Below are 25,300 nucleotides of genomic sequence, written 5' to 3'. Positions count from 1 at the left end.
CGGCTTAACGCGTGACCAAGATCAAAAGCAAAACGCTTGCGGTGAGAAAGCCAATTCCGATACCTTCTCGCGCGCTTAGGCGCTCTTTGAACACCAGCACCGATACAAACAGAGAAAACAGCAGTTCAATCTGCCCAAGCGCGTTCACGTAAGCTGCGGTTTGCAATGTAAACGCCACGAACCACCCCAAAGAGCCACACAGGCTCATCAAGCCAATCCAAACAGCTTTACTGCGCGCGGCCCAGACGGCCCTGATCTGTCCGGCTTCAAACACACGTAGCCAAAGCGCCATCGCCGTGAACTGCATCAAGGTCACCGCTGAAAGCGTCACCGCCGCGCGCAGAAATGGCGCATCAGACCCAACATCCAAAGTTGCTGCGCGGTACGTCACGCCAGAAATTGCAAACAACAGCCCGGAAGCAAGACCAAGCCCAGCTGCGCGCGTGAAGATGCGCTCTGACAAACTGCCTTGCGCCTCTGGTGCGGAGGACAAAAGCAACACGCCAGCCAATCCAACCAAAATCGCAACGAAGCCAAGCGTTGACACGCCCTCTCCCAGTACGATCAATCCGACTAGCGCAGATAGAATGACCTCGGTCTTCTTAAATGTGATCCCAACCGCAAAGTTGCGCGCGCGAAACAAGGCGACGACGCAAACGGTCGCTAAAATCTGCGTCAGGCCACCAATGGCCCCCATAATCCAAAAGCGCGCGGAGATATTTGGAAATGCTGTGCCACTCATCATAAGCCAAGCCGCCACAAGAACAGCCAACAAAGGCGCAGAATACGCGAAACGCGCAAATGTTGCCCCCCCAGTGCTGAGCGCCCCCATGCTCAACTGCTTTTGCAACATAAAGCGCGCGGTTTGAAAAACCGTCGCTGTTATCGTGGCAAAGATCCAAAGTTCCATAGCTTTGCCGATGTCCTAGCTTTGATCTGAAGACCAGAGCGGATGCGCGACAGGCTCTTTGCTTTTAAAGAAATACTTTCGAATGACCTCAACATAAGAGCGATAGCGATAGCCCTCATTCACTGCCAAAAACCGTTCTTTCGCGCTTTCATAGAGCGCGGGCAGCTCGTACCACGCCACATCCGGGTGCATATGGTGCACTGAATGGAAGTTATTGTTTAAAAACAAAAACGCCAGCAAACCGCGATCTTCGATAATTACCGTACGACCCCGGCTCAATTCATGTGCTTGGTGTTCAAGATAAGTGCGAATTTTCAGGATCGACAACCCAAGATAGACCGAAACGAAATATGCCCAAACTGGCAGAGTGCCAACTGCGATGACCCACCAAAGCGGCAGCGCCGCCGCAGGAAGATGCCACAGCCAACTGATCAAAACACGCGTGTCGCCCTGTTTGATCAAGCGCCAGTCGGTGCGCATAAAGTAATACTGCCCAAGCAACGGGCCCAGCGTAATCCGACCGAACAAAGTGTTATTGAACCGTAAGATCGCTTGCTCGAATGCACTAAGCGTCGCCCAAACTTTCGGGTCCAAATAGCAGCTTTCGGGATCATCATATGGGTCGGTCAAACGGCTATCAACGTGATGCGCCAGATGTGTGTCACGAAACCGCATGTAAGGAATGGCAAAGCTCAGCGCAGGAAACACCAATGCAGCGTTTAAGTGTTTGTTCTGAAACGGATGCCCGTGCATCATTTCATGGCTTAGCGACGAATGCAGCGCATTTGCCAGCACGCAGGCTATGATGGCCAGAACCAGCGAAACCTGCGCCAGCCAAAGCGTTGCGAGCGCAAACAGTCCGTAGCACAGCATCAACGTTGCCCATGTGGGCCATTGAAAACGCCTATGTCTTACGGTTTTGCGCGCGCGTGTCATCCTCAACCGTCCAATGATTGATACACTGCCGAGACTTCAGCGCGAATGATCCGCGCGATCAATGCGCAATCCTCTACACTAAAGGTCAGCGGTATGCGCATATCCACAATCCCGCGCAAAATGTCATCTGTAACAGGCATCGCTTCGCTGGGGGCATAGCGCCAACTGTCATAGCGCGATGTGAACGCGACAGGTTCAGCCGCGCCAAACCATTTCAACTCCACCCCACGCGCAGCGCAACGTGCAATCGCTTCGCTCACAGCGCTATCGCACCAACCCTCCAGTAAAAACTGTATGGACGAGCCGACATAGGTCTCTTTTTCATGCCTTTGCACCACTGTAAGCCCCGGCGTATCAGCAAGGCCGCGCTCTACTGCAACATAACGCTCATTCCAGCGCTCTACTTGCGTTTCCAAATCAGCCAGTTGCGGGCGCAAAATAGCAGCGCGCAAATGATCCATCCGGCCAGAAACATTTGGCGTTTCGTATTTTATCTGCGCAAACGCATCTTTCGGGGGGCCTGCCAAGTGACGCTCAAAAAGCATGTAACTGCCAGACAGCATGATCGCACGCGCCATCAATTCATCATCATCCGAGACCAGCAAACCGCCCTCGCCCGAATTGATATGTTTGTAAGTTTGGCAGGAATAACAGCCCATCACGCCGTGACGGCCCGAATATGTGTCGCCCCACTTTGCACCCATTGTGTGCGCGCAATCCTCGATCACCTTGATCCCAGCTGCGTCACAGATCTCCATCAGATGATCCATATCGCACATGTGACCGCGCATGTGACTTAACATCAGCACATCCGCTTGATCGGCCTTTGCCTGCAAATCGTCTAGATCAATCGTGAGATCGCGCGAGACACCAACAAAAAGCGGCACGCCCCCAACAGATGCAATCGCGCCGGGCACAGGGGCCAGCGTAAACGCATTGGTCAGCACCTTATCGCCCGCCTTAACACCCAGCGCGCGCAAAGCAGTCGCCATCGCGTAGCCACCAGAAGCAACAGCAAGGCAGTACTTTGAGCCAACTGAAGCTGCGAATTCTTGCTCTAACAGCGCAGTCTCTCCGTCTTCGCCCTCTGCCACGTTGTAGCGGTGCAAACGGCCCGATTGCAGAATGCGCATCGCGGCCTCAATCCCTGCTTCGGGAATAGGTTCTTGCTGGGTGAAGCTTCCGCTAAAAACCTCTGTCATCTTAATGTCCTAACAGCTCTGACGCGATAGCAGGCAAATCTTCATAGCGTTCTAGCAACGCGTCCGGCTCCAATGCGCGAACATCCGCTTGTCCAGCGCCAGCGCCCGGACCGAATGTCACAAGAACGCTGGGCACTCCCGCCGCACGCGCTGTGTTGTGATCCGTGATCGTATCCCCGATCAAACAAGAGCGCTTCGCATCCCCACCTGCGCGGCGCACCGCCTCAAAGAATGGCTCTGGATCAGGTTTGCGCACAGTCAAAGTGTCTGCGCCAATCAGCGACGCGAACGCATCGCGCACACCCAGTTTGCTCATCAACAGCTCTGCAAGATACTCAGGTTTGTTCGTGCAGATCCCCACGGCAAAGCCGTCACTGCGCAATTGCTCTATAGCTTCCATTGTGCCGGGATAAAGCTGTGTATGCACATCGATGGCTTGCTCATAGGCCTCTAACAAGGGTTGATATTGCGCATCCAGAACCGCTTTTTCGGCTACCTGCCCAGTTTCGCGCTCAATCCCCAGCGACAACATGGCTCGTCCACCACGCAACGCCACACCTGCGTCCGTTTCAGGACGCAACCGCACCGCCATCCCCATGTCTGCAAAACAGCAATTCGCCGCCGCCAGCAAATCACCACTTGTATCAGCAAGCGTTCCATCAAGATCAAAAATGACTGTTCGCATAGAAATCCTAGTCGTTTTAAAGCGTTCTATTGTTTTGGCGCTTGTTACACACCGCAATCTTGTGTGAACGAACACGGCTTGCGGAGTTTCAAACTTTAGGTAGAACGAGCGTAATTAAATTGCAAAGAGTATTACCTATTATGAGCATTGCTCTCATTATCCTTGCCGCTGGCAAGGGCACACGCATGAAATCTGATTTACCCAAGGTTTTGCACGAAATTGCGGGCGCACCTATGTTGGTTCACGCGATGAAAAGCGGTGCAACGCTTGAACCCGAAAAAACCATCGTTGTTGCGGGCCACGGTGCCGAACATGTCAGCAAAGCCAGCGCTGGATATGATGAGACTGCTGAGGTCGTTCTACAGACTGAACAGCTCGGCACAGCTCATGCGGTTGGACAGGCCAAAGACACGCTTGCCAGTTTTGCGGGCGACGCTTTGGTGCTTTATGGCGATACGCCTTTCATCAGCCCAGAAACGTTAACACGTATGGTCGATGCGCGCGCGGGCCATGATGTAATTGTACTTGGCTTTGAAGCCGCTGATCCGGGCCGCTATGGCCGTTTGGTCATGCAAGGTGACAGCCTCTCTAAGATTGTTGAGTTCAAAGATGCAACTGATGAAGAGCGCGCCATAACGCTTTGCAATAGCGGTGTAATCTGTGCCAAGTCTGACGTCTTGTTTGATTTGATTGATGCTGTCGGCAACGACAATGCATCTGGTGAGTATTATCTTACCGATATCGTAGAGATCGCACAGCAAAAGGGTCTAAGCGCAACATCGGTAACGTGCGATGAAAGTGAAACGCTTGGCGTAAACTCTCGTTCTCAACTTTCTGAAGCAGATGCGATCTTTCAGACGAAAGCCCGTCACGCGCTTATGGAGTCCGGCGTCACGCTTCATGCGCCAGACACAGTTTATCTTTCTCACGATACGCATATCGGTCCAGACACAATCGTCGAACCCAACGTGGTGTTCGGCCCTGCTGTTACAATTGAAAACGGAGCACATATTCGTGCGTTCAGCCATTTAGAGGGCTGTCATGTTAGCCGCGGCGCTGTTGTTGGCCCTTATGCGCGTCTTCGTCCCGGAACAGAACTTGCCGAATTCACCAAAGTAGGCAACTTCGTCGAGATCAAAAATGCCGTGATTGATGAAAATGCCAAAGTAAACCACCTCACTTATGTGGGCGACGCCCATGTTGGTGCGCGTGCTAATATTGGTGCGGGCACTGTGACATGTAACTACGACGGTGTCATGAAACACCACACAGAAATTGGTGCCGATAGCTTTATTGGTTCTGGCACATTGCTGGTTGCGCCTGTGTCGGTGGGTTCAAATGCCATGACAGGAAGTGGGTCGGTAATCACTCAGAGCGTACCCGACGACGCTTTGGCGATCGGACGAGCGCGTCAGGCAAACAAACCCGGCCTCGCAGTCAAATTGTTCGATATGTTAAAGAAAAAGAAATTAGATAAACAAAAAGGAGAGGCATAATGTGCGGTATTATAGGGGTCCTCGGCCAGCACGAAGTCGCACCCACTCTCGTCGAAGCGCTTAAACGCCTTGAATATCGCGGCTATGACAGCGCGGGCATCGCCACAGTAAATGATGGTGTCTTGGACCGTCGCCGTGCCGTTGGCAAACTGGTGAACCTTTCTGATCTTTTGGTCCATGAGCCACTCGCAGGTAAGTCTGGCATTGGCCACACGCGTTGGGCCACCCACGGCGCACCGACAGCCGACAATGCCCATCCGCATCAAGCCGGCCCTGTCGCTGTCGTCCACAATGGTATCATCGAAAACTTCCGCGAATTGCGCGAAGAACTCGCAGGCCACGGCATTAATTTTGTAACGGAAACAGATACAGAAACCGTCGCACTGCTCACACAACACTACATGCGTGAAGGCATGAACCCTGCCGACGCTGCAGAAAAAACCATCTCACGCCTTGACGGCGCTTTCGCATTGGCGTTCTTGTTCGAGGGCGAAACAGACCTGATGATTGCCGCGCGCAAAGGCTCCCCGCTTGCGATCGGTCATGGTGCTGACGAGATGTATATCGGTTCGGACGCCATTGCCCTCGCCCCTTTAACCAATCGTATCACTTACTTAGAGGAAGGCGATCGTGCCGTTCTGACACGTAACAGCCTACACATTTGGGATGTTGACGGTCATCAGGTTGGCCGTGAAATGCGCGTGATCGAGATTGATACAGCCAAAGTCGATAAGGCTGGGTTTGATCACTACATGGCGAAAGAAATTGCCGAGCAGCCCGGCGTCGTTGGCGCGGCTGTGAACAGCTATCTGCCAGCTGGCGGGGATGCAGTTGAACTCCCCGGTGGCAATATCGATTTCACTAAGATCGAGCGCCTCACGATGGTCGCTTGCGGAACTGCGTTTTATGCGTGCCTCACTGCGAAATACTGGTTCGAAAAACTCGCGCGCATTCCCGTTGAGGTCGATGTAGCGTCTGAGTTCCGCTATCGTGAGCCTCCTATTCCTGCGCAAACAGCGGCCCTTTTCGTGAGCCAATCCGGCGAGACTGCAGACACGCTCGCAGCATTGCGCTATTGCTCTGGCAAAGCGGACAAAATCCTGTCTGTAACGAACGTCGCTGAAAGCTCCATCGCGCGTGAGAGCGATCAGACGTACCCGATTTTCGCAGGTGTCGAGATTGGAGTTGCTTCAACCAAAGCCTTCACATGCCAGCTTACTGTCTTGCTCTCGTTAGCGCTTAAAGCAGCCCGAGATCGTGGCACAATGTCCGCAGACGAGTTAAGCAAAGCAGCGGCCGCTATGCGCTCCGTCCCGGGTTTGCTTAACGTAGCTTTGGAGCAAAGCGATGCGATCAAGGCCCATGCGCGCAAGCTCGCAGAAACGCGAGACATTCTCTTTCTCGGCCGCGGACTTATGTATCCCCTCGCCCATGAGGGCGCTCTTAAGTTAAAAGAAATCAGCTACATACATGCCGAAGCTTATGCATCAGGTGAACTAAAGCACGGCCCGATTGCGCTTATCGACAAAAAGGTTCCGGTTGTTGTTTTGGCACCTTCTGATGGTCTGTATGACAAGTCGATTTCCAACATGCAGGAGGTCGTGGCGCGCTCTGGCAAGGTATTGCTGATTTCTGATCGCAAAGGTCTGGATCATGCGGGGGACGTCTGGGGCCAAATCGCAATGCCCGAATGTCACCCGCTTGTCAGTCCAATCATCTACTCAATCCCTGCCCAGCTTCTTGCCTATCACACGGCTGTCGCAAAGGGCACGGATGTGGATCAGCCGCGTAACCTTGCGAAGTCTGTTACTGTAGAATGAAGCTCGATGACGCAATGGACGCTCTGCGCGAACGGATTGAACCCGGGCGCGCAGAGGGCATGGCGACATATCATAACGCACCACGTGAATATCTTGGGATCGCCAATCCGGTTCTAAACGATCTGACCAAAGCGTGGCGCACTGAATTGGATGTTGATACGCGTGTTCGTCTGGCGTCCGATCTCTGGGACACAGACATTTTTGAAGCGCGTTTGGCAGCAACCAAACTCCTCACCCAAGCGCGCCTTCGACCTGATGATACCGCATGGGAGTTGATCAAGAGCTGGGCTCCTGATTTTGACAGCTGGGCGATTGCAGATCATGCCTGTATGGCCGGTCAGAAACGCCTCATTGCTGATCCGTCCCGCCTCGGTGACATAGAAGCTTGGACCACCTCTGATCACATGTGGACCCGCCGTGCAGCATTGGTGATCACCCTGCCTTGGACAAAGCAAAATAACCCTAAACCAGCAGAGCTAGAAGCGCGCGATAGAGTATTGGGCTGGGCCGCCTCTTACGTGCATGACCCGCAGTGGTTTATTCAGAAATCAGTCTCGTGGTGGCTGCGCGATCTGAGCAAACATGACGCGCCCCGGGTCCGCAAATTTCTGGCTGAACATGGCGAAGTGATGAAACCATTTGCGCGCAAAGATGCCGCGCGTAAATTACCGCCGCTTGAAAGTTAAGCGATATTAGCCACCAGAGAAGACTTCAACTTCAGGAAGCTCTGTCAAAGGCGCTTCGATGATCCGAAACGCCGCAAGCGACAGACGGCTGCCGGCGGATGCCTCCCCCTCAATCGGGATCAGATCGACCTGAACAGATTTGCCACTTCCGGGATAAACGACGCGGCCTTTTCCCTCAGACTTTACCAATGGTGTTTTGATCCAGAAGCCTGCTTGCGTCGGATCACCTAGCGAAGCAATTGTTTGCCCTAGCTTTTGTTCGACCGCAGCCGCAGGCACGGCTGTAGCTTCTTTACGCTCTTCAGCCGTCGTGACGTCAAATTCTTCTACCGTACGCGCAGCTTTGGGAACAACACGCCCAAGTCCTGCGGGACGCACTTTAGGACGCACAAGGTCCGGATTGACAGCATTTGCGGCATCCACTGGCGCGTCTTGAGGCGTTTGCGACGTCTGAGCACAAGCAGAAAGCGCCAAAAGCGCAACGATAAGGGATATACGAGTCATGGAGCCATGATTAAGGCCTGACGCACGGAACGCAACATCGTGTTCACCCTTGCGCGAAAGTCCTCTTGCAGGCGACCCTTCTGCGCACTAATTCTACAGCATGAACGCACCTTTGATTGACCCATTCGCCCGCGCGATCACATATTTACGAGTCTCTGTGACGGACCGCTGCGATTTTCGTTGCGTCTATTGCATGAGCGAAAATATGCAATTTCTTCCAAAGAAAGAACTACTTACGCTCGAAGAGCTGGATCGCATGTGTTCGACCTTCGTAGATTTGGGTGTCAAAAAACTACGGATTACAGGCGGTGAGCCGCTCGTGCGTCGCGACATCATGACGTTCTTTCAAAGCATGGGCCGTCATTTAGACAGTGGCGCACTGGAAGAATTGACGCTTACCACAAACGGCAGTCAGCTAGCGCGATTTGCGCAGCCCCTATATGATGCTGGCGTGCGTCGTGTAAACATATCGCTGGATACGCTTGATGAGGAAAAATTTGCCCGAGTAACCCGTTGGGGCCGTTTGGCGCAGGTTCTCAAAGGGATCGATGCCGCGCAAGCCGCTGGTTTGAAAGTGAAAATCAACGCCGTTGCTTTGAAAGACTTTAACGAAGATGAACTGATCACGATGACGCAGTGGTGCGCGAGCCGCGATATTGCGCTGACGTGGATTGAAGTGATGCCAATGGGCGACCTCGGCAATGAGGACCGCGTGGGGCAGTATTGGTCGCTGAATGATTTACGCCATCAACTGTCACAGCACTACACGCTTACAGAGCTAAGTGAGCGCACAGGTGGCCCTGCGCGCTATGTACGCCTGGAAGAAACCGGGCAAAAAATCGGCTTCATCACGCCACTGACCCATAATTTCTGCGAAAGCTGCAATCGTGTGCGATTGACCTGCACGGGCGAGCTGTATTTGTGCTTAGGGCAAGAGGACATGGCCGATTTACGCGCGCCTTTGCGCAACAACCCCAAGGATGACGCGCCTTTGAAGGAGGCTATTCGCCAAGCGATTGGCCTCAAACCCAAAGGGCACGATTTTGATTACTCGCGCCAAAAAGCCGATGGACAAGTGACACGACACATGAGCCACACTGGCGGCTAAAGCGTCGGTAGCACTGCCTTAGACAAGCGCGGTATCACGCGCATCAAATGAGCAGTTGCGCACAATAGCTGCCCGTTTGTGCACAATTGCACGATGCTCACATCCGCCCTATTTCCCTTTCAAAGCAACGACAGGAGTAGACAATGTCCGTCAGTTCAAAATTTGAAACCTCAACCGCCACGCCAACACTTGAGGGTGCAGGCGTGCATTTGCACCGCGCTTTCGGCTTTCAGGACCCGACAGAGCTTGATCCTTTCCTGCTCTTTGATGATTTTCGTGGCGACAGCCCCGATAAATTTGAAAAAGGATTTCCTTGGCATCCCCATCGCGGCATCGAAACAATTACATACGTGTTGAATGGCACAGTTGATCACGGCGATAGCCTTGGCAACACCGGCTCCCTTGGCGCGGGCGATGTGCAATGGATGACAGCCGGATCAGGCATCATGCATCAGGAAATGCCCCATGGAAACGCAAAGGGTCAGATGCATGGCTTCCAGCTCTGGGCGAACTTGCCATCCTCTTTGAAAATGACTGCCCCGCGCTACCAAGATGTTGAAGCGAAAGAGATTCCTGAGATCATTGATGATGACGGAACGCAGGTCAAAGTCATCGTCGGCTCCTTTTGGGGCAAGACAGGACCAGTTGATGGCATTGCTGCTGATCCGCAATATTTGGATGTTCACGTCCCAGCTGGGGTGAAGAAGACCTTCAAGCTCAGCCATCATCGCCGTGCATTTGCCTATGTTTTTGAAGGCAGTGCCACTTTTGCCGATGCCTCCGCACCGACTGGGGTTCTTTTGGAAAAAGAAGTTGGCGGTGAAGAGGTCAATATCCGCGACTTATCCGGCAACCGCACACTTGTGCGCTTTGGCGCATCTGAAGAGGTCACCGTTCAAGCAGGTGAAGACGGCGTGCGCTTTTTGTTGATCTCAGGGCAGCCGTTACAAGAACCTGTCGCATGGCATGGTCCAATCGTGATGAACACGCGTGAAGAGCTCATGCAGGCCGTCAAAGAGCTGCGCAATGGGACCTTTATCAAGCCTGCGCAATAAAACACTTAACGGGCGACAGACTTTCGCACCATGTGCCAATAAACATCCTCAACTTCGGCGCGGCTTAATGCGCCGGAGTCGTTGTACCATGTCGTCACCCCTGTGAGCATTGCAATCACCGCGCGCGTCGCCACACCTAAATCAGTAATCACAAAATCCCCAGCCTTCACCCCAGCGCTTAAAATGTCTTTAAGCTCTTGCTCATAGGCACGGCGCAACGTCTCTATCTGCTCGAAATGCGGCTCCGTCAGGTTGCGCAACTCCATATAGGCGATGAATACGGCGTCAGGACGGTCTAAGTGAAATCGAATATGAAAACGCGCAAATCTCTCTAAAGCGTGCGACGCACCTTCATCTACGACACCCATCGCCTCAGCCCGTCGCGCGCCCAAAAGCTCTTCCATATGTTGTCGCATCAAATCGAACAGAAGGGCCTGTTTGTCCGGCGTGTAATTATAAAGCGCCCCCGCCTGAACCCCCACCTGAGCCGCAATCTGGCGCATAGACACCGCCGCAAAGCCATGTTGGGCAAACAACGATTGCGCCGCCGCGCGAATCTTGGGGCCAGTAGAACTGGAATGGGAACCTTGGGTACGTGCCATACGCATGACGTTAACTGAACAATTGTTCAGAAAAAACCAGAAATTCGGTTTCCCTTGCCTCACCCTGCGCACTGGGCCACAAGTGTCAAAAGATATAGGACCACACGTGCCACATGAGTTTTTTAGATACATCAAAGCGGCTTGCGATCATTGCGTTTTGCTCGGCCCTAGCGGCGTGTTCTGATCTGCCAGAGCTTGAAGTGTCAGAGGCAGAATTTGATAGCAAAACGCCCTATCCCGAGTTTGTTCCGCTTGATGTACTGCTCAAAGAACCTGAAGCGACGATCACCGACGACACACAAAACGCGCTTGATACCCGCCGTGAGGATTTGCTCGGCACACCCGTTGCACAAGCCGAACCCAACGAAGACGCGCTGCAAAAGCGCATCGATGCCTTGCGTAAGCGCCAACAAGAGTTGAGCGCATCTACCCCCTCGCGCACGCCGGAAGTTGAGACAAGCAGCGAACAAAGCATCGAAGACCGACTGCGTGATCGCTTGGAAAATGGGATTCGCCCGCCTACACCAAACGAATAATGCGCAAATATGCCTGCCTTGCATGAAAGCCCGATTGCACAGCCGCGCCTGCACCAGTAAGCAAAAGCCGAACAGATTGACGCCTAAGGAGCCCTGATCATGAGCGAAAACACTCCCCTCCGTCTAGGAATTGCAGGTTTGGGCACGGTTGGCACAGGCGTCGTCAAAATTGTGCGCCAACAAGCGGATTTGCTTAGCGCACGCGCAGGGCGCGACGTTGTCATCACCGCCGTAAGCGCACGTGATCAATCGCGTGATCGTGGCGTGTCTCTGTCGGGATACGCTTGGGAAACTGACGCCGTTGCCTTGGCGAAACGCGATGATGTGGATGTGTTTGTCGAATTGATCGGTGGCGATACCGGCGTTGCAAAAGACGCCGTTGAAGCCGCTCTAAGCCTTGGCAAAGATGTGGTCACCGCGAACAAAGCTTTGCTCGCACATCACGGTCAAGCCCTTGCAGAACAGGCCGAAAATAATGACAGCGTCATCCGCTATGAAGCCGCTGTTGCGGGCGGCATACCCGTCATCAAATCCTTGCTCGAAGGATTGGCAGGCAATGAAATCACGCGGGTGATGGGCGTGATGAACGGCACCTGTAACTACATCCTGACAAACATGGAAAAATCAGGGCGCGGCTACAATGCACTCTTTGATGAATGCGCCGAGCTTGGCTACCTTGAAGCCGATCCTAACCTTGACGTGGGCGGCATTGATGCAGGTCACAAACTCTCTTTGCTCGCTGCGATCGCCTTTGGCACGCAGGTCGATTTCGATGCCGTCGAGCTAGAAGGTATTCAGCGCATCGAACTGCAAGACATCAACCACGCAGCTGACATGGGCTTTCGCATCAAGCTATTGGGCGTCACGCAAATGACCGGTCGCGGCCTTGAACAGCGTATGACGCCTTGCCTTGTCCCTGTCGATTCGCCCCTCGGCCAGCTCGAGGGCGGCACAAATATGGTAGTGATCGAAGGCAATCATGTGGAACAAGTCGTTCTGCGCGGTCCCGGTGCGGGCATGGGCCCAACAGCCAGCGCTGTCATGGGCGACGTGATGGATATTGCACGCGGCATTCGCATCCCGACCTTCGGCGTACCCGCTGCCAAGCTCACAAAAGCAGCGGCAGCCAAAGCCGCGACACCTGCACCTTTCTATCTGCGCGTCGGGCTAAAGGATAAACCAGGGGCCATGGCAAAAATCGCCACCATTCTCGGAGAGGCTGGCATCTCAATCGACCGCATGCGCCAGCTTGGCCACATGGATGACACCGCTCCAGTGCTTATCGTGACACACAAATGCATGCGCCAAACACTCGATCAAGCACTCGAGGCAATAACAAAAATTGACGTTGTCGCCACCGCGCCTGTCGCTTTGCGTATCGAAAACCTCTGAGTTTCCTCTTTCCATAAATATCCCGGGGGAGCGCGAGGGGGCTGGCCCTCTCGCCCCCAGCGACACGTGAGCGCAAACATGTGCTCTGCACCGCTGCGCCCTCTTGCCTTGCAAGACACCCCCCGCTAGGCCACAGTCATTATTATACCAAAGGACTTTAGCGCATGACTCAGCCCGTTGATTTTAACGATCGTATGCTCTCTCTCGGCCTCGCTCGCGTTGCTGAACAAGCCGCCATTGCTTCCGCAAGCCTGATCGGCCGCGGCGATGAAAAAGCCGCGGATCAAGCGGCCGTCAATGCAATGCGCGAACAGCTCAATCTGCTTGATATCGCTGGCACCGTGGTCATCGGTGAAGGCGAACGTGATGAAGCGCCAATGCTCTATATTGGCGAAGAGGTCGGTACAGGATCAGGTCCCGCAGTCGACATCGCGCTTGATCCGCTTGAAGGAACAACGCTGACAGCGAAAGACATGCCAAACGCGCTTACCGTCATTGCGATGGGGCCGCGTGGCTCGATGCTGCACGCACCCGATGTTTATATGGACAAGCTTGCGATTGGACCGGGCTTTTCCGAAGGTATCGTTACGCTGGACATGCCTTATGCCACGCGGGTTTCAGCCCTAGCGTCAGAAAAAGGCTGTGCACCACGCGATATAACCGTCTGCATGCTCGAACGTCCCCGCCATGAAGAAATGATCGCGGCAGTCCGCTCCACAGGGGCGTCTATTCGTCTTATCACTGATGGCGATGTTGCAGGTGTCATGCATTGCGCAGAGCCTGATTTGACGGGAATTGATATGTACATGGGCACAGGCGGCGCGCCTGAGGGTGTGCTCGCAGCCTCTGCATTGAAATGCATGGGCGGACAAATAGTCGGACGCCTCTTATTTCGAAACGACGATGAACGCCGCCGCGCAAGCACCGCAGGAATCGAGGATCTTGATCGCATTTACACCCGTGATGAGATGGTCACCCAAGATGTGATCTTTGCCGCAACAGGCGTCACCGGCGGCACGCTTCTGCCTGCCATCAAACGCGAAATTGGCTACATCACGACAGAAACGATTCTGATGCGGTCAAAAACCGGCTCTGTGCGGCGCATGACCTACCGCCTTCCTGTAAAGGACTAAGACATGGGGGCGTTCCTTACTGTGGAACGTTCTTTGACAGGGCGGCGTTGGGTCGGCCCTGATCCCGAAGTTGCGCGTCAGGCAGAGGCAATGGCGCAAAGCACAGGCTTTCCCGCCTCCATCTGTTCTGTCCTCGCAAGAAGAGCAGTCAGTCCCGAAGAAGCAGCTGATTTTCTCGCACCGACTTTAAAAAACCTACTGCCTGACCCGCGATCCCTACGTGATATGGAAAAAGCAACCAAGCGTATCCTTGCTGCTGTCAAAGCCCGTCAGAAAATAGCAGTATTTGCAGATTACGACGTTGACGGTGGCACATCCGCCGCGCTGATCATCGACTGGCTACGTCATTTTGATCAGACCGCCACGCTCTATATCCCAGATCGTATTGATGAGGGGTATGGCCCCAATGATGAGGCGATGGAAATGCTCGCGCGCGCCCATGATCTGATCATTTGCGTGGATTGCGGCACATTGAGCCACGGCCCCATTGCAGCGGCCAAAGATGCGGATGTGGTTGTTCTGGATCACCACTTGGGCGGCGAAACTCTGCCACCTGCTTATGCCGTTGTGAACCCCAACCGCGCCGATGAAACAGGCGATCTTGCGCATCTTTGCGCCGCTGGCGTCGTTTTCTTGATGCTTGTGGAAGCAGGTCGTCAGCTACGAATCGACAACGCAACGGGCCCTAACCTTTTGAATATGCTTGATCTTGTGGCCCTTGGCACTGTCGCAGACGTTGCCCCGCTGATCGGTGTGAACCGCGCGCTGGTGCGCCAAGGGCTCACAGTGATGACGCGGCGTGAACGGGTCGGCATCACCGCACTCGCCGATGTCTCGCGCATGGATACCGCCCCCTCGTCCTATCATCTGGGCTTTCTGCTTGGCCCGCGCGTGAACGCGGGCGGGCGCATCGGCAAAGCGGATCTGGGCGCACGCTTGCTTGCCACACGCGACCCCCATGAAGCCAAAGCCATGGCGGAACGCCTTGATATGCTCAACACGGAGCGACGCGAAATTGAAAACAATGTGCGTGCAGCAGCCCTTGAACAAGCAGAAGAGCGCGGCTTTGACGCGCCGCTGGTTTGGGCCGCGGGTGAAGGCTGGCACGCAGGCGTCGTTGGCATTGTTGCAAGCCGCCTTAAGGATTCAGCGCACCGTCCAGCAATTGTCATTGGCTTTGACGGTGACGCGGGTAAGGGATCAGGGCGGTCAATCAGTGGTGTGGATCTCGGCGCGTCGATCCAAAAGCTTGCCCATGAAGGACTTATTGAAAAAGGCGGCGGCCATAAAATGGCGGCAGGTCTGTCCCTCAGCCGTGCGCAGCTAGAACCGGCCATGGCGCGATTGTCGGAACTTATGGCGAAACAGGGCGCTGACAATGCTGGCCCATCTGATTTGCGTCTCGACGGTATGCTTATGCCTGGTGCCGCGCAGATCGAGCTTATCGAACAGCTTGAACAGGCCGGCCCTTTTGGCGCTGGTGCCCCTGCCCCGCGCTTTGCCTTTCCCGATGTGGAAATCAAATTTGCCAAACGTGTTGGCGAAACCCATCTGAAGATCAGCTTCACGGATGGCCTCGGCACGCGCATCGATGCGATTTGCTTTGGCGCAATGGACACGCCGCTTGGCCCTGCATTAGAGAATCACGGCGGCAAACGCTTCCACTTGGCGGGGCGTTTGGAAGTCAATTCATGGGGCGGCCGTCAAAGCCCACAACTGCGCTTGGAAGACGCAGCACCTGCGTAAAAAGCCGCATGAAAACTTCTCAAGAAAAACCTGATTTTTGCACTTGCGCGGCTGCGCGTCTTTGCCTAGAAGTCGCCTCACGCCACAGTGCGTCCCGTTCGTCTATCGGTTAGGACGTCAGGTTTTCAACCTGAAAAGAGGGGTTCGATTCCCCTACGGGATGCCAGTGGCGTCTTTCGTTTCACAGCTATGAATTTGGATGCGCCACAGGCTGACGCACGTTGTCGCTTACTTTCAAAAGGTTACGGCGCAAACTTGCGATTGGTCGCTCAAACACATGTGCAAACAACACCCCAACCAAAAGTGAGCCCAAAACCAAAAGCCCATCGCGCGCAAGCGTTTCGGCTGGGAACACCGCATCAATCAAATGCAGCGCTGGGTAGTGCGTCACATAGATCGAAAAGCTTGCCCCTGCCCACCAGCGAATACGTGGATGCTGGCCATCATAGCTACGTAGCAGGCGCGCCATACCTATGATATGCATGCTTGTTAGGACACCAATAAGAGCGTTCCAAATAAACTCATCCGAAAAAGCAAGAACCATGCGGTAATGTTGTGGCTCAAACGCAGCCGCTGTTTGCGCTGCCAAGATACGCGGCACATCGAAATACTGCATCGCGCAATAGATCAATGGGCCACCCCAAGCGCACAAACGCGCAGTGCGATCGCTCACGCGATCTACACCGCCCGCTGCAAACCAGTTCCAAAGCCATACGCCCATAAGCCAAACGGGCATCAACAACAAAATGCGCGGCCCAATCAGCCAAGCACCGACACACAGCAACGCAAGTCGCCGCGCGCCAGACATGAAAAATGCAATCGCAAAAAGCACATAAAACGCGGCCTCATAACTCAGTGACCACAAAGGACCGTTGGTTCCAAGACGCATCCGCTCGAACGCGCACCACTCGTTTGACATGGTAAGACCGCGTAAAAGGAACTCACCCAAAGGCATGGGGTTGTAAAAACTCGTATAAGCCTCAGGACCGATGCGCTGACCCCATTGATCAAACACATAGGTCAGCAAAAGTGCTGGCAAAAGAACGGACAAGAGCCGCGTGAGACGATTGAACGCGTAGCTTGAAAGCGTTCCATCGCGCGACGCGGCATATGCAATAACGAACCCCGAGATCACAAAGAAAACAACAACACTGTCACTGCCTAGGTTCAACTCGCGCATGAAAATATAGTCGCCACGTGTGAACCGTGGATAGGCCACATGCGACAGCACGACAACAATCGTCGCCCAAACGCGCAACGCGTCCAGCCAAATCGAAAGACCCGGTGTAAGCGCGCTCGTCTTCACGATGCTGCCCTCTCTTGCCGCTTTTGCAGCTTAGGGTCACGCGATGTGCCCTTCCACAAAGCTTTCCAACTATCCGCGAACGGGTGCAACAAAGCTGAGCGCAAGGTCGGATAAGGTTGCTCGACCCGCTCACCTTTTAGATTGGACAGGCCAAACTCCAGTTTTTCATGCTCGCGCAACACATACAGCGTGCCAAACATCAAATCCCAGATGGCAAAGACTTCGCCATAGTTCTTGTTGAAGTGCTTGCGCTCGATTGAGTGATGCACATGGTGCTGCGCGGGCGAGATGAAAACATGTTCTAAAACAGGACCATAGCTAAGCCAGACATGGCTATGACGCAGGTTTGAGCCAAAGGCATTAAAAATGAAATAGGCGGCGTTCACACTTCCAATGGTCAAAATCTCGATTTTGCCCATCAACAAAAACAACATCAGCGCTTGAACGGTGCCCACAACAACTGTGTTGAGCAATGCCCGCAACACAAGGAAGACAGGATGGTTCCTGCTGGCCGTGAGCGGTGTCATAATTTCAGCGGAATGATGCAATGCATGAAACGGCCAAAGGATCATCGTTTCATGGTGCAAGCGGTGCGCCCAATATTTGCAGAAATCGAGCGTTAAGATCATGATCAAGGTCGCAGCTGCAAGCTTGCTCAGCGTCATTTCAACAGGTGCCAACGAGCCACCCGTCGCAGTCAACAACATGTTCAACACACCAGACGTCATCAACGGCGTCATTGTCACCAGCGCGAATAGTCCAAGCACCGAGAGCAAGCTGTTAAACAAGAATATCTTGATATCCACCAGATTGGATTTGTGCAGGTACACATCCTTGGGCAACAGATAGGCAATAAAGCTGCCGGGACGTCCGCGCACCATCCACAGAACGGCGACAATCAAAACCGTTATGCAAAGGTAAAAAACAGCCAAACGCGAGTTCAGATCGGTAAAACTCGTATAAACCGATTGATAAATTTGAAGCAGGATGTCCATGGCAATCTCCGAAAAGGTTCTTGCAGGGTCCTGCAGCAATGCGGCTGTATTGAGGCTATTAGGCACCAAAATTGTAACAATTGGCCCAAAAGCAGGCTTGCGATGGCGGGTTTGACGCGTTTTGCGCACGGTCTCATCGACGCAGACCACTGGGACAAAGCATGGGGCTAAACAGCGGGCGGTTAAGCGACGCCCGCAAAACAAGCCTGAGACTTGCCCCATCCCTAACCCTTTACGTGCAAGCACTTGCAAACAGCCAACAGAGTCTTCAATTCTGAGCGCATGAAAACATGGCACCAACTCCCGACTGATCCTGCTTTTGTACAAAACCCCTACCCTGCATACCGCACCGCGCGCGCGGCCGCGGCTGTGCAAGCGTGGCCGGATTACAAAATGACTGCTGTGTTCAACTATGCGCTAGTCTCGCAAATCCTAAAGGATCGCCGATTTGGCCGCGAACCCCTAGATCCGATAAAATTTGCACCCCACCTCGCGCCCTTTGTCGCCATCGAAGCCCATTCGATGTTAGAGCTCGAACCTCCGCGCCATACGCGATTGCGCTCTTTGGTCTTGCGCGCCTTCACCTCCCGTCGGATCAAAGAACTTGCGCCAGAAATTGATGCGCTCTGTGATGATCTGCTCGACACAATTCCTCTCGATCAGCCCTTCGATCTGATCAAACACTACGCCACCCCAATCCCGGTTATTATCATTTGTCGTCTGCTCGGGGTCCCGGAAACCATGGCCACTCAATTGCTGAGTTGGTCCAATGATATGGTTGCGATGTATCAAGCCCGTCGTGACCGCATGATTGAAGAACGCGCCGCGCACGCGTCCACAGAATTTGCAGATTTCATTCGACGCTTCGCAGAAGAAAAGCGCCTAAAACCTGCTGACGATCTGATCACCCAACTCCTGAACGCTGAGGAAAACGGCGACAAACTCAGTATGGATGAGCTTATCACGACCTGTATTTTGCTTTTGAACGCAGGTCATGAAGCGACGGTGCACACGATTGGCAATGGGGTGAAAACGCTGCTTGAAACGCACACACCCCGTGATGCGCTCGCAGATGGTGCCATTGATCAAACCGTTGAAGAAATCCTGCGTTTTGATCCCCCGCTTCATGTCTTCACGCGCTATTGCTACGAAGATCTCGAAATCGAAGGGCACAGCTTTGAACGCGGTGATGAAGTCGCTCTCATGCTTGCGGCGGCCAATCGTGATCCAGATCATTGGCCTTATCCTGATCACTTCGATCCGACGCGCAAAATCCAAACCAACACCAGCTTTGGTGGCGGATTGCACTTTTGTGTCGGTGCCCCCCTGGCGCGCCTAGAGCTTCGCGTCGCTTTGCCAAAATTGCTCAATCGTCTCCCTCGATTGCACATCGTGGAACCTCCCAAATACGCAAATTTGTATCATTTTCACGGGTTAGAACGCCTAATGCTGGCGACGCACGGCTAGACCACATGGCTTGACAGACGCGACAGAGCGCGGCTCCTATAGCCCTTTATCTATGGGAATTATCGCCATGCGCTTTTCATCAATCGCTTTATTTTGCTGCCTCGCACTGCCTGTACAAGGCCAAGAACGCGCCCTAACCCCTGAAAGAGCCAAAGGTTATCAAAGCGTCATCACCCAATGTGTTAGCTTCACGCGCGCATCCTTTGCCAACGCCGCCTGTGATGATCTGCTCACACGCATCGACCCGTTGATCCGCGCCGAAGGTCTGACGCATGTCGCGCTGGGTCGCACCGAATGGGGTTTTGGAAGCGACGTCTATCTAACGCCCAGCACAACACCACAAGACGCCGTACATCTTACGCTCTATCTACGTGGCGCAGACAGTCCACCTGCAATGTCGCTTACGCTTTCACTTTACAAACAAACACCCAATGGCCGACTTGTTCTATGGGAGGACTCTGGCTTGGGCTCAGGCGAAAAAGCGTTCATTGCCAATGGCCTATCCCAAGGTCTCGCACAAAAACTTGTGCCGATTATTGAAACGCTTGGTCAAAACAAAAAGCCCTAAACCCTTCCTCTTTCCCAAATATCCTGGGGAGCGCGAGGGGCTAGCCCCTCGCACGGGTCAGATTGCGACAGAAATCAGAAACACTAAAGCGGTAGCGCCGATGTGCTCTTGATTTCTTCCATAGACAAAAGCGCTGTCACATTGTGCACCTTCACTTCCGAAATAAGCGCTTGATAAAATACATCATAGGCTCGCGCATTCTGGACACGCACCTTTAAAATGTAGTCAATATCACCTGCCAAACGATGCGCTTCTTGTACTTCAGCGCGGTCCAACAGCGCTTTCAAAAATGCAGCCTGCCAATTTGCATCATGCTCGGACGTACGGATCAAAACGAAAAAACACGCCTCAAAACCAAGCGCGTCTGCATCCAGCTTCACAGTTTGCGCACCAATGATCCCGGCCTCGCGCATTTTTCGAATCCGATTCCATACCGGCGTCTTGCTAGAGCCTACTTCACGCGCAATTTCATCAAGCGAGCGGTCCGCATCCACTTGCAACGCGCGTAAGATTTTTCGATCCGTCTCATCAATTCGAACAGACATTCGCACCACTCCATCGTTTCGGAACACTTAATCCGAAAAATAAACCCAATACAAAACATTATTCTTATCAACCCGCAGTATCTAGCATTAGATCAGAACATTTTCCTATATTGAGCTCGAAAATTAAGTACCGGAGCCAAATCATGGATCATTTCCCAATCTTTGTCGCCCTTGCGGGACGCCGTGTGATCCTGTCCGGCGGTGGTGAGGCCGCAATCGCCAAACTCAGGCTCCTTTTGAAAACCACGGCGCATATCACAGTGTTCAGCCCAAAAGCAGCGCCCGAAATCCAAGCGTGGCACACAGCGGGCAAGCTGTGCCATGTCGCTCGCCAGATGGAACCGGGCGATGCCTTGTGTGCGGTGTTGGCCTATGCGGCGGATGAAGACGACGCTTTGGATGCACGTACTTCGAATATAGCGCGCGCCGACGGTGCATTGGTCAACATTGTCGACAGTCTTGAGGACAGCCAATTCATCACTCCTGCAATCGTGGACCGCGACCCTGTGACAATCGCTATCGGCACAGAGGGCGCAGCGCCCGTTTTGGCCCGCGCGATCAAAGCAGATCTGGAAGAGCGCTTGCCACAAAAGCTTGGCACCCTTGCACGCATCGGCAAGACGTTTCGCAAAGCCGCAGACGTGCTTCCCATGGGCCGCGCGCGTCGGGACTTCTGGCGCGATTACTATTTCAACAGCGGCCCCAAAGCATCAAACCATGCACAGATCCACGCCACGCTGGAAGCAACCCTCAACAAACATGTCGCCACCAAAGCCCGCGAAGCACATATCGCTTTCGTTGGCGCTGGCCCGGGTGATCCCGAGTTGCTGACCCTCAAAGCGCGCAAAGCAATTGATGAAGCGGATGTGATCATTCACGACCGTCTTGTCACTGGCGAAATCCTCGAACTTGCGCGCCGCGAAGCGTTGATTGTCGATGCGGGTAAAGAAGGCTTTGGCCCCTCCATGAGCCAAGAGCACATCAACGGGCTAATCGCAGAGCACACGCAAAAAGGCGCGCAGGTTGTGCGGTTGAAATCCGGCGATCCAACCATTTTCGGTCGTCTCGATGAGGAAATCGAAACCTGCCAAGCTCATGATATTGCTTACTCAATCATCCCAGGCATCACCGCGGCCTCAGCGGCTGTGGCTTCAATCGGGCAAAGCTTCACGCGTCGTGGGCGCAATGGTTCGGTTCGTTTGCTGACAGGTCACGATATGAAAGGCTTCGCTGATCACGATTGGGCTTCGCTCGCCAAACCCGACGCTGTCGCTGCCATCTATATGGGCAAGAAAGCGGCGCGCTTTGTGCAAGGGCGTTTGCTGATGCATGGCGCGGACCGCCTCACCCCTGTGACGCTGATCGAGAACGCTTCACGCGCTGATCAACGCGTCATCCCGGCAACGCTTGAAACGCTTGCCGATGTCACCGCTGTCGCTGGTCCAGCCGTTATTTTCCTTGGCCTTGCCCCGCGCGAAGCCGCCCAATCACTCGCTGATCTCCCACAAGAGGAATTCGCATAATGCCCCATTCTTTCACACCCAAAGTCATCACCGCAAATGCCCTATTGGAAGGCGATGTTGTCTATCTCACCAATACCGACACATGGACACGCAACTTGAGCGATGCAGTTCTGCTCACCGACGAGGCCGACGCAGAGCTGCGTCTGCTGCAAGCGGCAGCTCAAACAGGCGTCGTCGTCGGTGCCTACCTTGCAGACATGCAGAACGGTCCAGATGGGCCAGAGCCTACTCATTTTCGCGAAGCCTTTCGCCGCAAAGGTCCGTCCAATTATGCCCACGGCAAACAGGAGCAATTCTGATGTACAGCTACTCTGATTTCGACAAAAGCTTCCTCGCCTCGCGCAACGCACAGTTTCGCGCCCAAGTCGAGCGCCGCATCGCGGGTCACTTAACCGAAGATGAGTTCAAGCCTTTGCGCCTGATGAACGGCGTCTACCTCCAACTGCACGCCTACATGCTGCGCGTCGCCATTCCCTATGGCACGCTGAACAGCGGTGAGATGAACATGCTCGCGCATCTCGCGGACAAGTATGACAAGGGCTATGGCCACTTCACTACGCGTCAGAACATCCAGTATAACTGGCCTGAACTACGTGATATTCCCGATATGCTTGACGATCTGGGTACGGTCGAAATGCACGCGATCCAGACATCCGGCAACACCATTCGCAACGTGACAGCGGACCATTTCGCAGGGGCTGCAGCAGATGAAATCGCTGATCCGCGCCCTGTGGCTGAACTGATCCGCCAGTGGTCTACGGACCATCCAGAGTTCCAGTTCCTGCCGCGTAAATTTAAGGTTGCCGTGACAGGGTCTGAAACTGATCGTGCAGTGACCCGCGCGCATGACATCGGGTTGCGCATGGTTGAGCGTAACGGTGTCGCTGGCTTTGAAGTCATCGTTGGCGGTGGTTTGGGCCGCACACCGATGCTCGGCAAAGTCATCGCGGAGTTCCTGCCGCGCGAGGACTTGTTGCCCTACCTAGAAGCGATTGTGAGCGTCTATAACCTCTTGGGACGCCGCGATAATAAGTACAAAGCGCGCATCAAGATCACCGTGCATGAGAACGGCCTCGAGAAAATCCGCGACCTCGTGAACGAACGTTTTGTTGAAATTAAAGCGCGTTTCAACGGGATCGATCAGGAATTGCTCAAAACCATCCAAGCGCAATTCGCGCCACCTTCTTTCAAAGAAGGTGATACCGCGATTTTCGAAAAATCGCGCGCCAGTGATCCAGTGTTTCGCGCATGGTCAGACACCAACCTGCACGCACACAAAGCCGATGGATATGCTATCGTCACTGTCTCAATCAAAAAGCACGGTGCAACGCCGGGCGACGCGACAGCGGATCAAATGCGGGTTCTCGCGGACATCGCTGCGCGCTTTGGCCATGACGAATTGCGTATCTCACATGAGCAAAATGTGATCCTGCCCCACGTGCACAAATCCGATTTGCCTGAGGTACATAGCATTCTGAAGGCCAATGGCCTTGGAACGGCCAATATCGGCCTGATCTCTGACATCATCGCCTGCCCCGGCATGGATTACTGCGCGCTTGCGACCGCGAGGTCCATCCCCATTGCCCAGCAAATCGCGACCCGTTTTGACGAGCTGAAACTCGAACATGAGATCGGCGACTTAAAGATCAAAATTTCAGGCTGCATTAATGCCTGCGGACATCATCACTTGGCCCATATCGGCATTCTTGGCCTCGATCGTGCGGGTGTTGAGAGCTATCAAATCACGTTGGGTGGCGATCACACCGAAACCGCAGCCATCGGTGAACGCGCAGGCCCTGGCTTTAGCTCAGACGACATCATTCCTGCGATCGAGCGGTTGATTACCGCCTACTTAGAGCTGCGCGAAACGCAGGACGAGACATTTATCGAAACCTATCGCCGCCTTGGCCTAACCCCGTTCAAGGCTGCGCTATATCCTGAAAGCGCGGAGCAGTCTCATGCCGCTTGATGCGCTGATTTCATCGATGAGTTTGCGCCATCGCATCACAGAGGCACAGACCGCAATCAAAATTGCGCACACTGAGCCGAAGCTTGGCCAAATTGCTTTGGTCTCGTCCTTTGGCGCGGAGGCCGCTGTGTTGTTGCATTTGGTCGCGCAATCAGAACCGGATATGCCAGTTCTTTTTCTAGAAACCGGCAAACACTTTGCTGAAACATTGACCTATCAACGCCAACTCGCACGTGACTTAGGTCTGCGCGATCTGAGGTTGATCCGGCCTGATCCGGAAGCGCTGAGTACGCAAGATCCCTATGGCGCGCTTCACAGCTTTGACGCCAAGGCCTGTTGCGCATTGCGCAAAGTCGCACCGCTTCAAAGTGCGCTGCAAGGCTTTGACGGCTGGATCACAGGTCGCAAACGCTATCAGGGCGGCAGTCGCAAGACCCTTGGCGTATTTGAAGGGGATGAAGCAACCGGAAAGCTCAAGATCAATCCTTTGGCATATTGGAGCTTCGAAGAAATGCGCACTTATGCACAAAGCCATGCGCTACCGCCACATCCACTGTTGGAACAAGGGTATCTGTCCATAGGCTGCGCCCCATGCACGCAGCGCCCGCAAAGTAAGGATGATCCACGCTCTGGCCGATGGTCGGGACAAGATCAAAGCGAATGTGGGATTCACATATCCCGTTCAAACGATAACAACAAAGGTAACGCGCTATGAATACGCTGATCACAGACACAGGGTTTACACCAGATGATTGGGACTTTGAGGGTGCCGATGACAAAACACTCGATCTCGCATCAGACGATGATCCTATGACAGTCACTTTTGATAGCACCGAAATGATCCGCGTTGATTTCCCTAGTATCGCAGATGGACGCGGTTTTACAATCGCTCGTCAATTGCGCTTGCGCGGCTACACAGGACGTTTGCGCGCCAAAGGTCATGTCATTGCAGATCAATACGCTATGGCACGGCGCTCTGGCTTTGATGAGGTTGAGATTGACGCAGCTCTTGCACAGCGCCAGCCCGAAGCTGATTGGCGCGCACGCACGGATTGGCAAGCGAACGATTATCAAGCGCGACTGCGCGGATAAGCACACTGCTCTTCCCAAAATCAA

The 25,300-nt window shown here is 53.9% G+C and carries 25 protein-coding genes and 1 tRNA gene; 17 read left to right on the top strand and 9 right to left on the bottom strand.

All coding sequences use genetic code 11. The features are described from left to right. Positions 1-4: 4 nt before the first annotated feature. Genes ACTG3Z_RS01170 through ACTG3Z_RS01155 form a run of 4 tightly spaced genes read right to left on the bottom strand, consistent with a single transcriptional unit; the run spans position 5 to position 3,733 of the window. Entirely contained in the window at positions 5-910 is a 906-nt protein-coding gene (locus tag ACTG3Z_RS01170; RefSeq protein ID WP_439140827.1) for an EamA/RhaT family transporter, read from the bottom strand. Positions 911-925: 15 nt separating this feature from the next. Beyond that, positions 926-1,846 (bottom strand): fatty acid desaturase, encoded by a 921-nt coding sequence (locus ACTG3Z_RS01165; RefSeq protein WP_439140826.1) that lies wholly within the window; start codon positions 1,844-1,846, stop codon positions 926-928. 2 nt (positions 1,847-1,848) lie between these two features. Then, on the bottom strand, positions 1,849-3,048 hold the full coding sequence (locus ACTG3Z_RS01160; RefSeq protein ID WP_439140825.1) for a DegT/DnrJ/EryC1/StrS family aminotransferase: 1,200 nt from the start codon (positions 3,046-3,048) through the stop codon (positions 1,849-1,851). A gap of 1 nt (position 3,049) precedes the next feature. Further along, positions 3,050-3,733 carry an HAD-IA family hydrolase gene (locus tag ACTG3Z_RS01155; protein ID WP_439140824.1) on the bottom strand — a complete coding sequence of 228 codons (684 nt, stop codon included), beginning with the start codon at positions 3,731-3,733 and terminating at the stop codon, positions 3,050-3,052. A gap of 140 nt (positions 3,734-3,873) precedes the next feature. Between ACTG3Z_RS01155 and glmU the strand changes: the two genes are divergently transcribed. The 3 genes from glmU to ACTG3Z_RS01140 are packed head-to-tail and all read left to right on the top strand — an operon-like array spanning position 3,874 to position 7,735. Continuing rightward, positions 3,874-5,229, top strand: coding sequence for a bifunctional UDP-N-acetylglucosamine diphosphorylase/glucosamine-1-phosphate N-acetyltransferase GlmU (gene glmU / locus ACTG3Z_RS01150; RefSeq protein WP_439140823.1), 1,356 nt, complete (start codon positions 3,874-3,876; stop codon positions 5,227-5,229). Then, positions 5,229-7,049, top strand: coding sequence for a glutamine--fructose-6-phosphate transaminase (isomerizing) (gene glmS, locus ACTG3Z_RS01145; protein WP_439140822.1), 1,821 nt, complete (start codon positions 5,229-5,231; stop codon positions 7,047-7,049). Before glmU ends, glmS begins: the two co-directional genes overlap by 1 nt. Beyond that, entirely contained in the window at positions 7,046-7,735 is a 690-nt protein-coding gene (locus ACTG3Z_RS01140; protein ID WP_439140821.1) for a DNA alkylation repair protein, read from the top strand. Before glmS ends, ACTG3Z_RS01140 begins: the two co-directional genes overlap by 4 nt. Before the next feature lie 6 nt (positions 7,736-7,741). On the opposite strand, the gene ACTG3Z_RS01135 is transcribed toward ACTG3Z_RS01140, so the two are convergent. Further along, positions 7,742-8,239 (bottom strand): hypothetical protein, encoded by a 498-nt coding sequence (locus ACTG3Z_RS01135; RefSeq protein WP_439140820.1) that lies wholly within the window; start codon positions 8,237-8,239, stop codon positions 7,742-7,744. A 100-nt stretch (positions 8,240-8,339) separates the two neighbouring features. Here ACTG3Z_RS01135 and moaA point away from each other — a divergent pair, with 100 nt between their 5' ends. Beyond that, positions 8,340-9,347 carry a GTP 3',8-cyclase MoaA gene (gene moaA, locus ACTG3Z_RS01130; protein ID WP_439140819.1) on the top strand — a complete coding sequence of 336 codons (1,008 nt, stop codon included), beginning with the start codon at positions 8,340-8,342 and terminating at the stop codon, positions 9,345-9,347. Between the two features lie 143 nt (positions 9,348-9,490). Beyond that, entirely contained in the window at positions 9,491-10,402 is a 912-nt protein-coding gene (locus ACTG3Z_RS01125; protein WP_439140818.1) for a pirin family protein, read from the top strand. Positions 10,403-10,407: 5 nt separating this feature from the next. Here the strand turns inward: ACTG3Z_RS01125 and ACTG3Z_RS01120 are convergent, their stop codons facing one another. Continuing rightward, a complete protein-coding gene (locus tag ACTG3Z_RS01120) occupies positions 10,408-11,004 on the bottom strand; it encodes a TetR/AcrR family transcriptional regulator (protein ID WP_439140817.1) in 597 nt (198 codons plus the stop codon). Positions 11,005-11,117: 113 nt separating this feature from the next. Here ACTG3Z_RS01120 and ACTG3Z_RS01115 point away from each other — a divergent pair, with 113 nt between their 5' ends. The 5 genes from ACTG3Z_RS01115 (at position 11,118) to ACTG3Z_RS01095 (ending at position 15,977) form a co-directional block, all read left to right on the top strand. Further along, entirely contained in the window at positions 11,118-11,540 is a 423-nt protein-coding gene (locus tag ACTG3Z_RS01115; RefSeq protein WP_439140816.1) for a hypothetical protein, read from the top strand. A gap of 99 nt (positions 11,541-11,639) precedes the next feature. Beyond that, positions 11,640-12,932, top strand: coding sequence for a homoserine dehydrogenase (locus ACTG3Z_RS01110; RefSeq protein WP_439140815.1), 1,293 nt, complete (start codon positions 11,640-11,642; stop codon positions 12,930-12,932). Between the two features lie 164 nt (positions 12,933-13,096). Next, a complete protein-coding gene (glpX, locus tag ACTG3Z_RS01105) occupies positions 13,097-14,065 on the top strand; it encodes a class II fructose-bisphosphatase (RefSeq protein ID WP_439140814.1) in 969 nt (322 codons plus the stop codon). A gap of 3 nt (positions 14,066-14,068) precedes the next feature. Beyond that, entirely contained in the window at positions 14,069-15,811 is a 1,743-nt protein-coding gene (gene recJ / locus ACTG3Z_RS01100; protein ID WP_439140813.1) for a single-stranded-DNA-specific exonuclease RecJ, read from the top strand. A gap of 91 nt (positions 15,812-15,902) precedes the next feature. After that, a tRNA-Glu gene (locus tag ACTG3Z_RS01095) sits at positions 15,903-15,977 on the top strand. A gap of 21 nt (positions 15,978-15,998) precedes the next feature. Here ACTG3Z_RS01095 and ACTG3Z_RS01090 read toward each other — a convergent pair. Both ACTG3Z_RS01090 and ACTG3Z_RS01085 read right to left on the bottom strand, forming a co-directional pair. Next, a complete protein-coding gene (locus ACTG3Z_RS01090) occupies positions 15,999-17,117 on the bottom strand; it encodes an acyltransferase family protein (protein WP_439140812.1) in 1,119 nt (372 codons plus the stop codon). Continuing rightward, positions 17,114-18,112: a sterol desaturase family protein gene (locus ACTG3Z_RS01085; RefSeq protein ID WP_439140811.1), complete on the bottom strand. Its 999-nt coding sequence runs from the start codon at positions 18,110-18,112 to the stop codon at positions 17,114-17,116. The genes ACTG3Z_RS01090 and ACTG3Z_RS01085 overlap by 4 nt, the downstream gene beginning before the upstream one ends. Positions 18,113-18,394: 282 nt before the next feature. Between ACTG3Z_RS01085 and ACTG3Z_RS01080 the strand changes: the two genes are divergently transcribed. Next, entirely contained in the window at positions 18,395-19,579 is a 1,185-nt protein-coding gene (locus ACTG3Z_RS01080) for a cytochrome P450 (RefSeq protein ID WP_439140810.1), read from the top strand. Positions 19,580-19,646: 67 nt separating this feature from the next. Continuing rightward, positions 19,647-20,147 (top strand): hypothetical protein, encoded by a 501-nt coding sequence (locus tag ACTG3Z_RS01075; protein WP_439140809.1) that lies wholly within the window; start codon positions 19,647-19,649, stop codon positions 20,145-20,147. Positions 20,148-20,230: 83 nt separating this feature from the next. Here the strand turns inward: ACTG3Z_RS01075 and ACTG3Z_RS01070 are convergent, their stop codons facing one another. Then, entirely contained in the window at positions 20,231-20,692 is a 462-nt protein-coding gene (locus ACTG3Z_RS01070) for an Lrp/AsnC family transcriptional regulator (RefSeq protein ID WP_375267166.1), read from the bottom strand. Positions 20,693-20,835: 143 nt separating this feature from the next. Here ACTG3Z_RS01070 and cysG point away from each other — a divergent pair, with 143 nt between their 5' ends. The 5 genes from cysG to ACTG3Z_RS01045 are packed head-to-tail and all read left to right on the top strand — an operon-like array spanning position 20,836 to position 25,276. Next, positions 20,836-22,215, top strand: coding sequence for a siroheme synthase CysG (gene cysG / locus ACTG3Z_RS01065; RefSeq protein ID WP_439140808.1), 1,380 nt, complete (start codon positions 20,836-20,838; stop codon positions 22,213-22,215). Then, positions 22,215-22,514, top strand: coding sequence for a DUF2849 domain-containing protein (locus tag ACTG3Z_RS01060; RefSeq protein ID WP_439140807.1), 300 nt, complete (start codon positions 22,215-22,217; stop codon positions 22,512-22,514). Before cysG ends, ACTG3Z_RS01060 begins: the two co-directional genes overlap by 1 nt. Next, positions 22,514-24,184, top strand: a complete 1,671-nt coding sequence (locus tag ACTG3Z_RS01055; protein ID WP_439140806.1) for a nitrite/sulfite reductase — start codon at positions 22,514-22,516, stop codon at positions 24,182-24,184. The genes ACTG3Z_RS01060 and ACTG3Z_RS01055 overlap by 1 nt, the downstream gene beginning before the upstream one ends. Continuing rightward, entirely contained in the window at positions 24,174-24,899 is a 726-nt protein-coding gene (locus ACTG3Z_RS01050; RefSeq protein ID WP_439140805.1) for a phosphoadenylyl-sulfate reductase, read from the top strand. Before ACTG3Z_RS01055 ends, ACTG3Z_RS01050 begins: the two co-directional genes overlap by 11 nt. Continuing rightward, positions 24,896-25,276, top strand: a complete 381-nt coding sequence (locus tag ACTG3Z_RS01045; RefSeq protein ID WP_439140804.1) for a DUF934 domain-containing protein — start codon at positions 24,896-24,898, stop codon at positions 25,274-25,276. The genes ACTG3Z_RS01050 and ACTG3Z_RS01045 overlap by 4 nt, the downstream gene beginning before the upstream one ends. Positions 25,277-25,300 lie beyond the last annotated feature (24 nt).

Origin of the sequence: Planktotalea sp. (genome assembly GCF_965659345.1) — a bacterium.
GTDB lineage: Bacteria > Pseudomonadota > Alphaproteobacteria > Rhodobacterales > Rhodobacteraceae > Planktotalea.
Note: the sequence above shows the minus strand (reverse complement) of the source record. Positions and strands in the feature narration are given on the sequence as shown.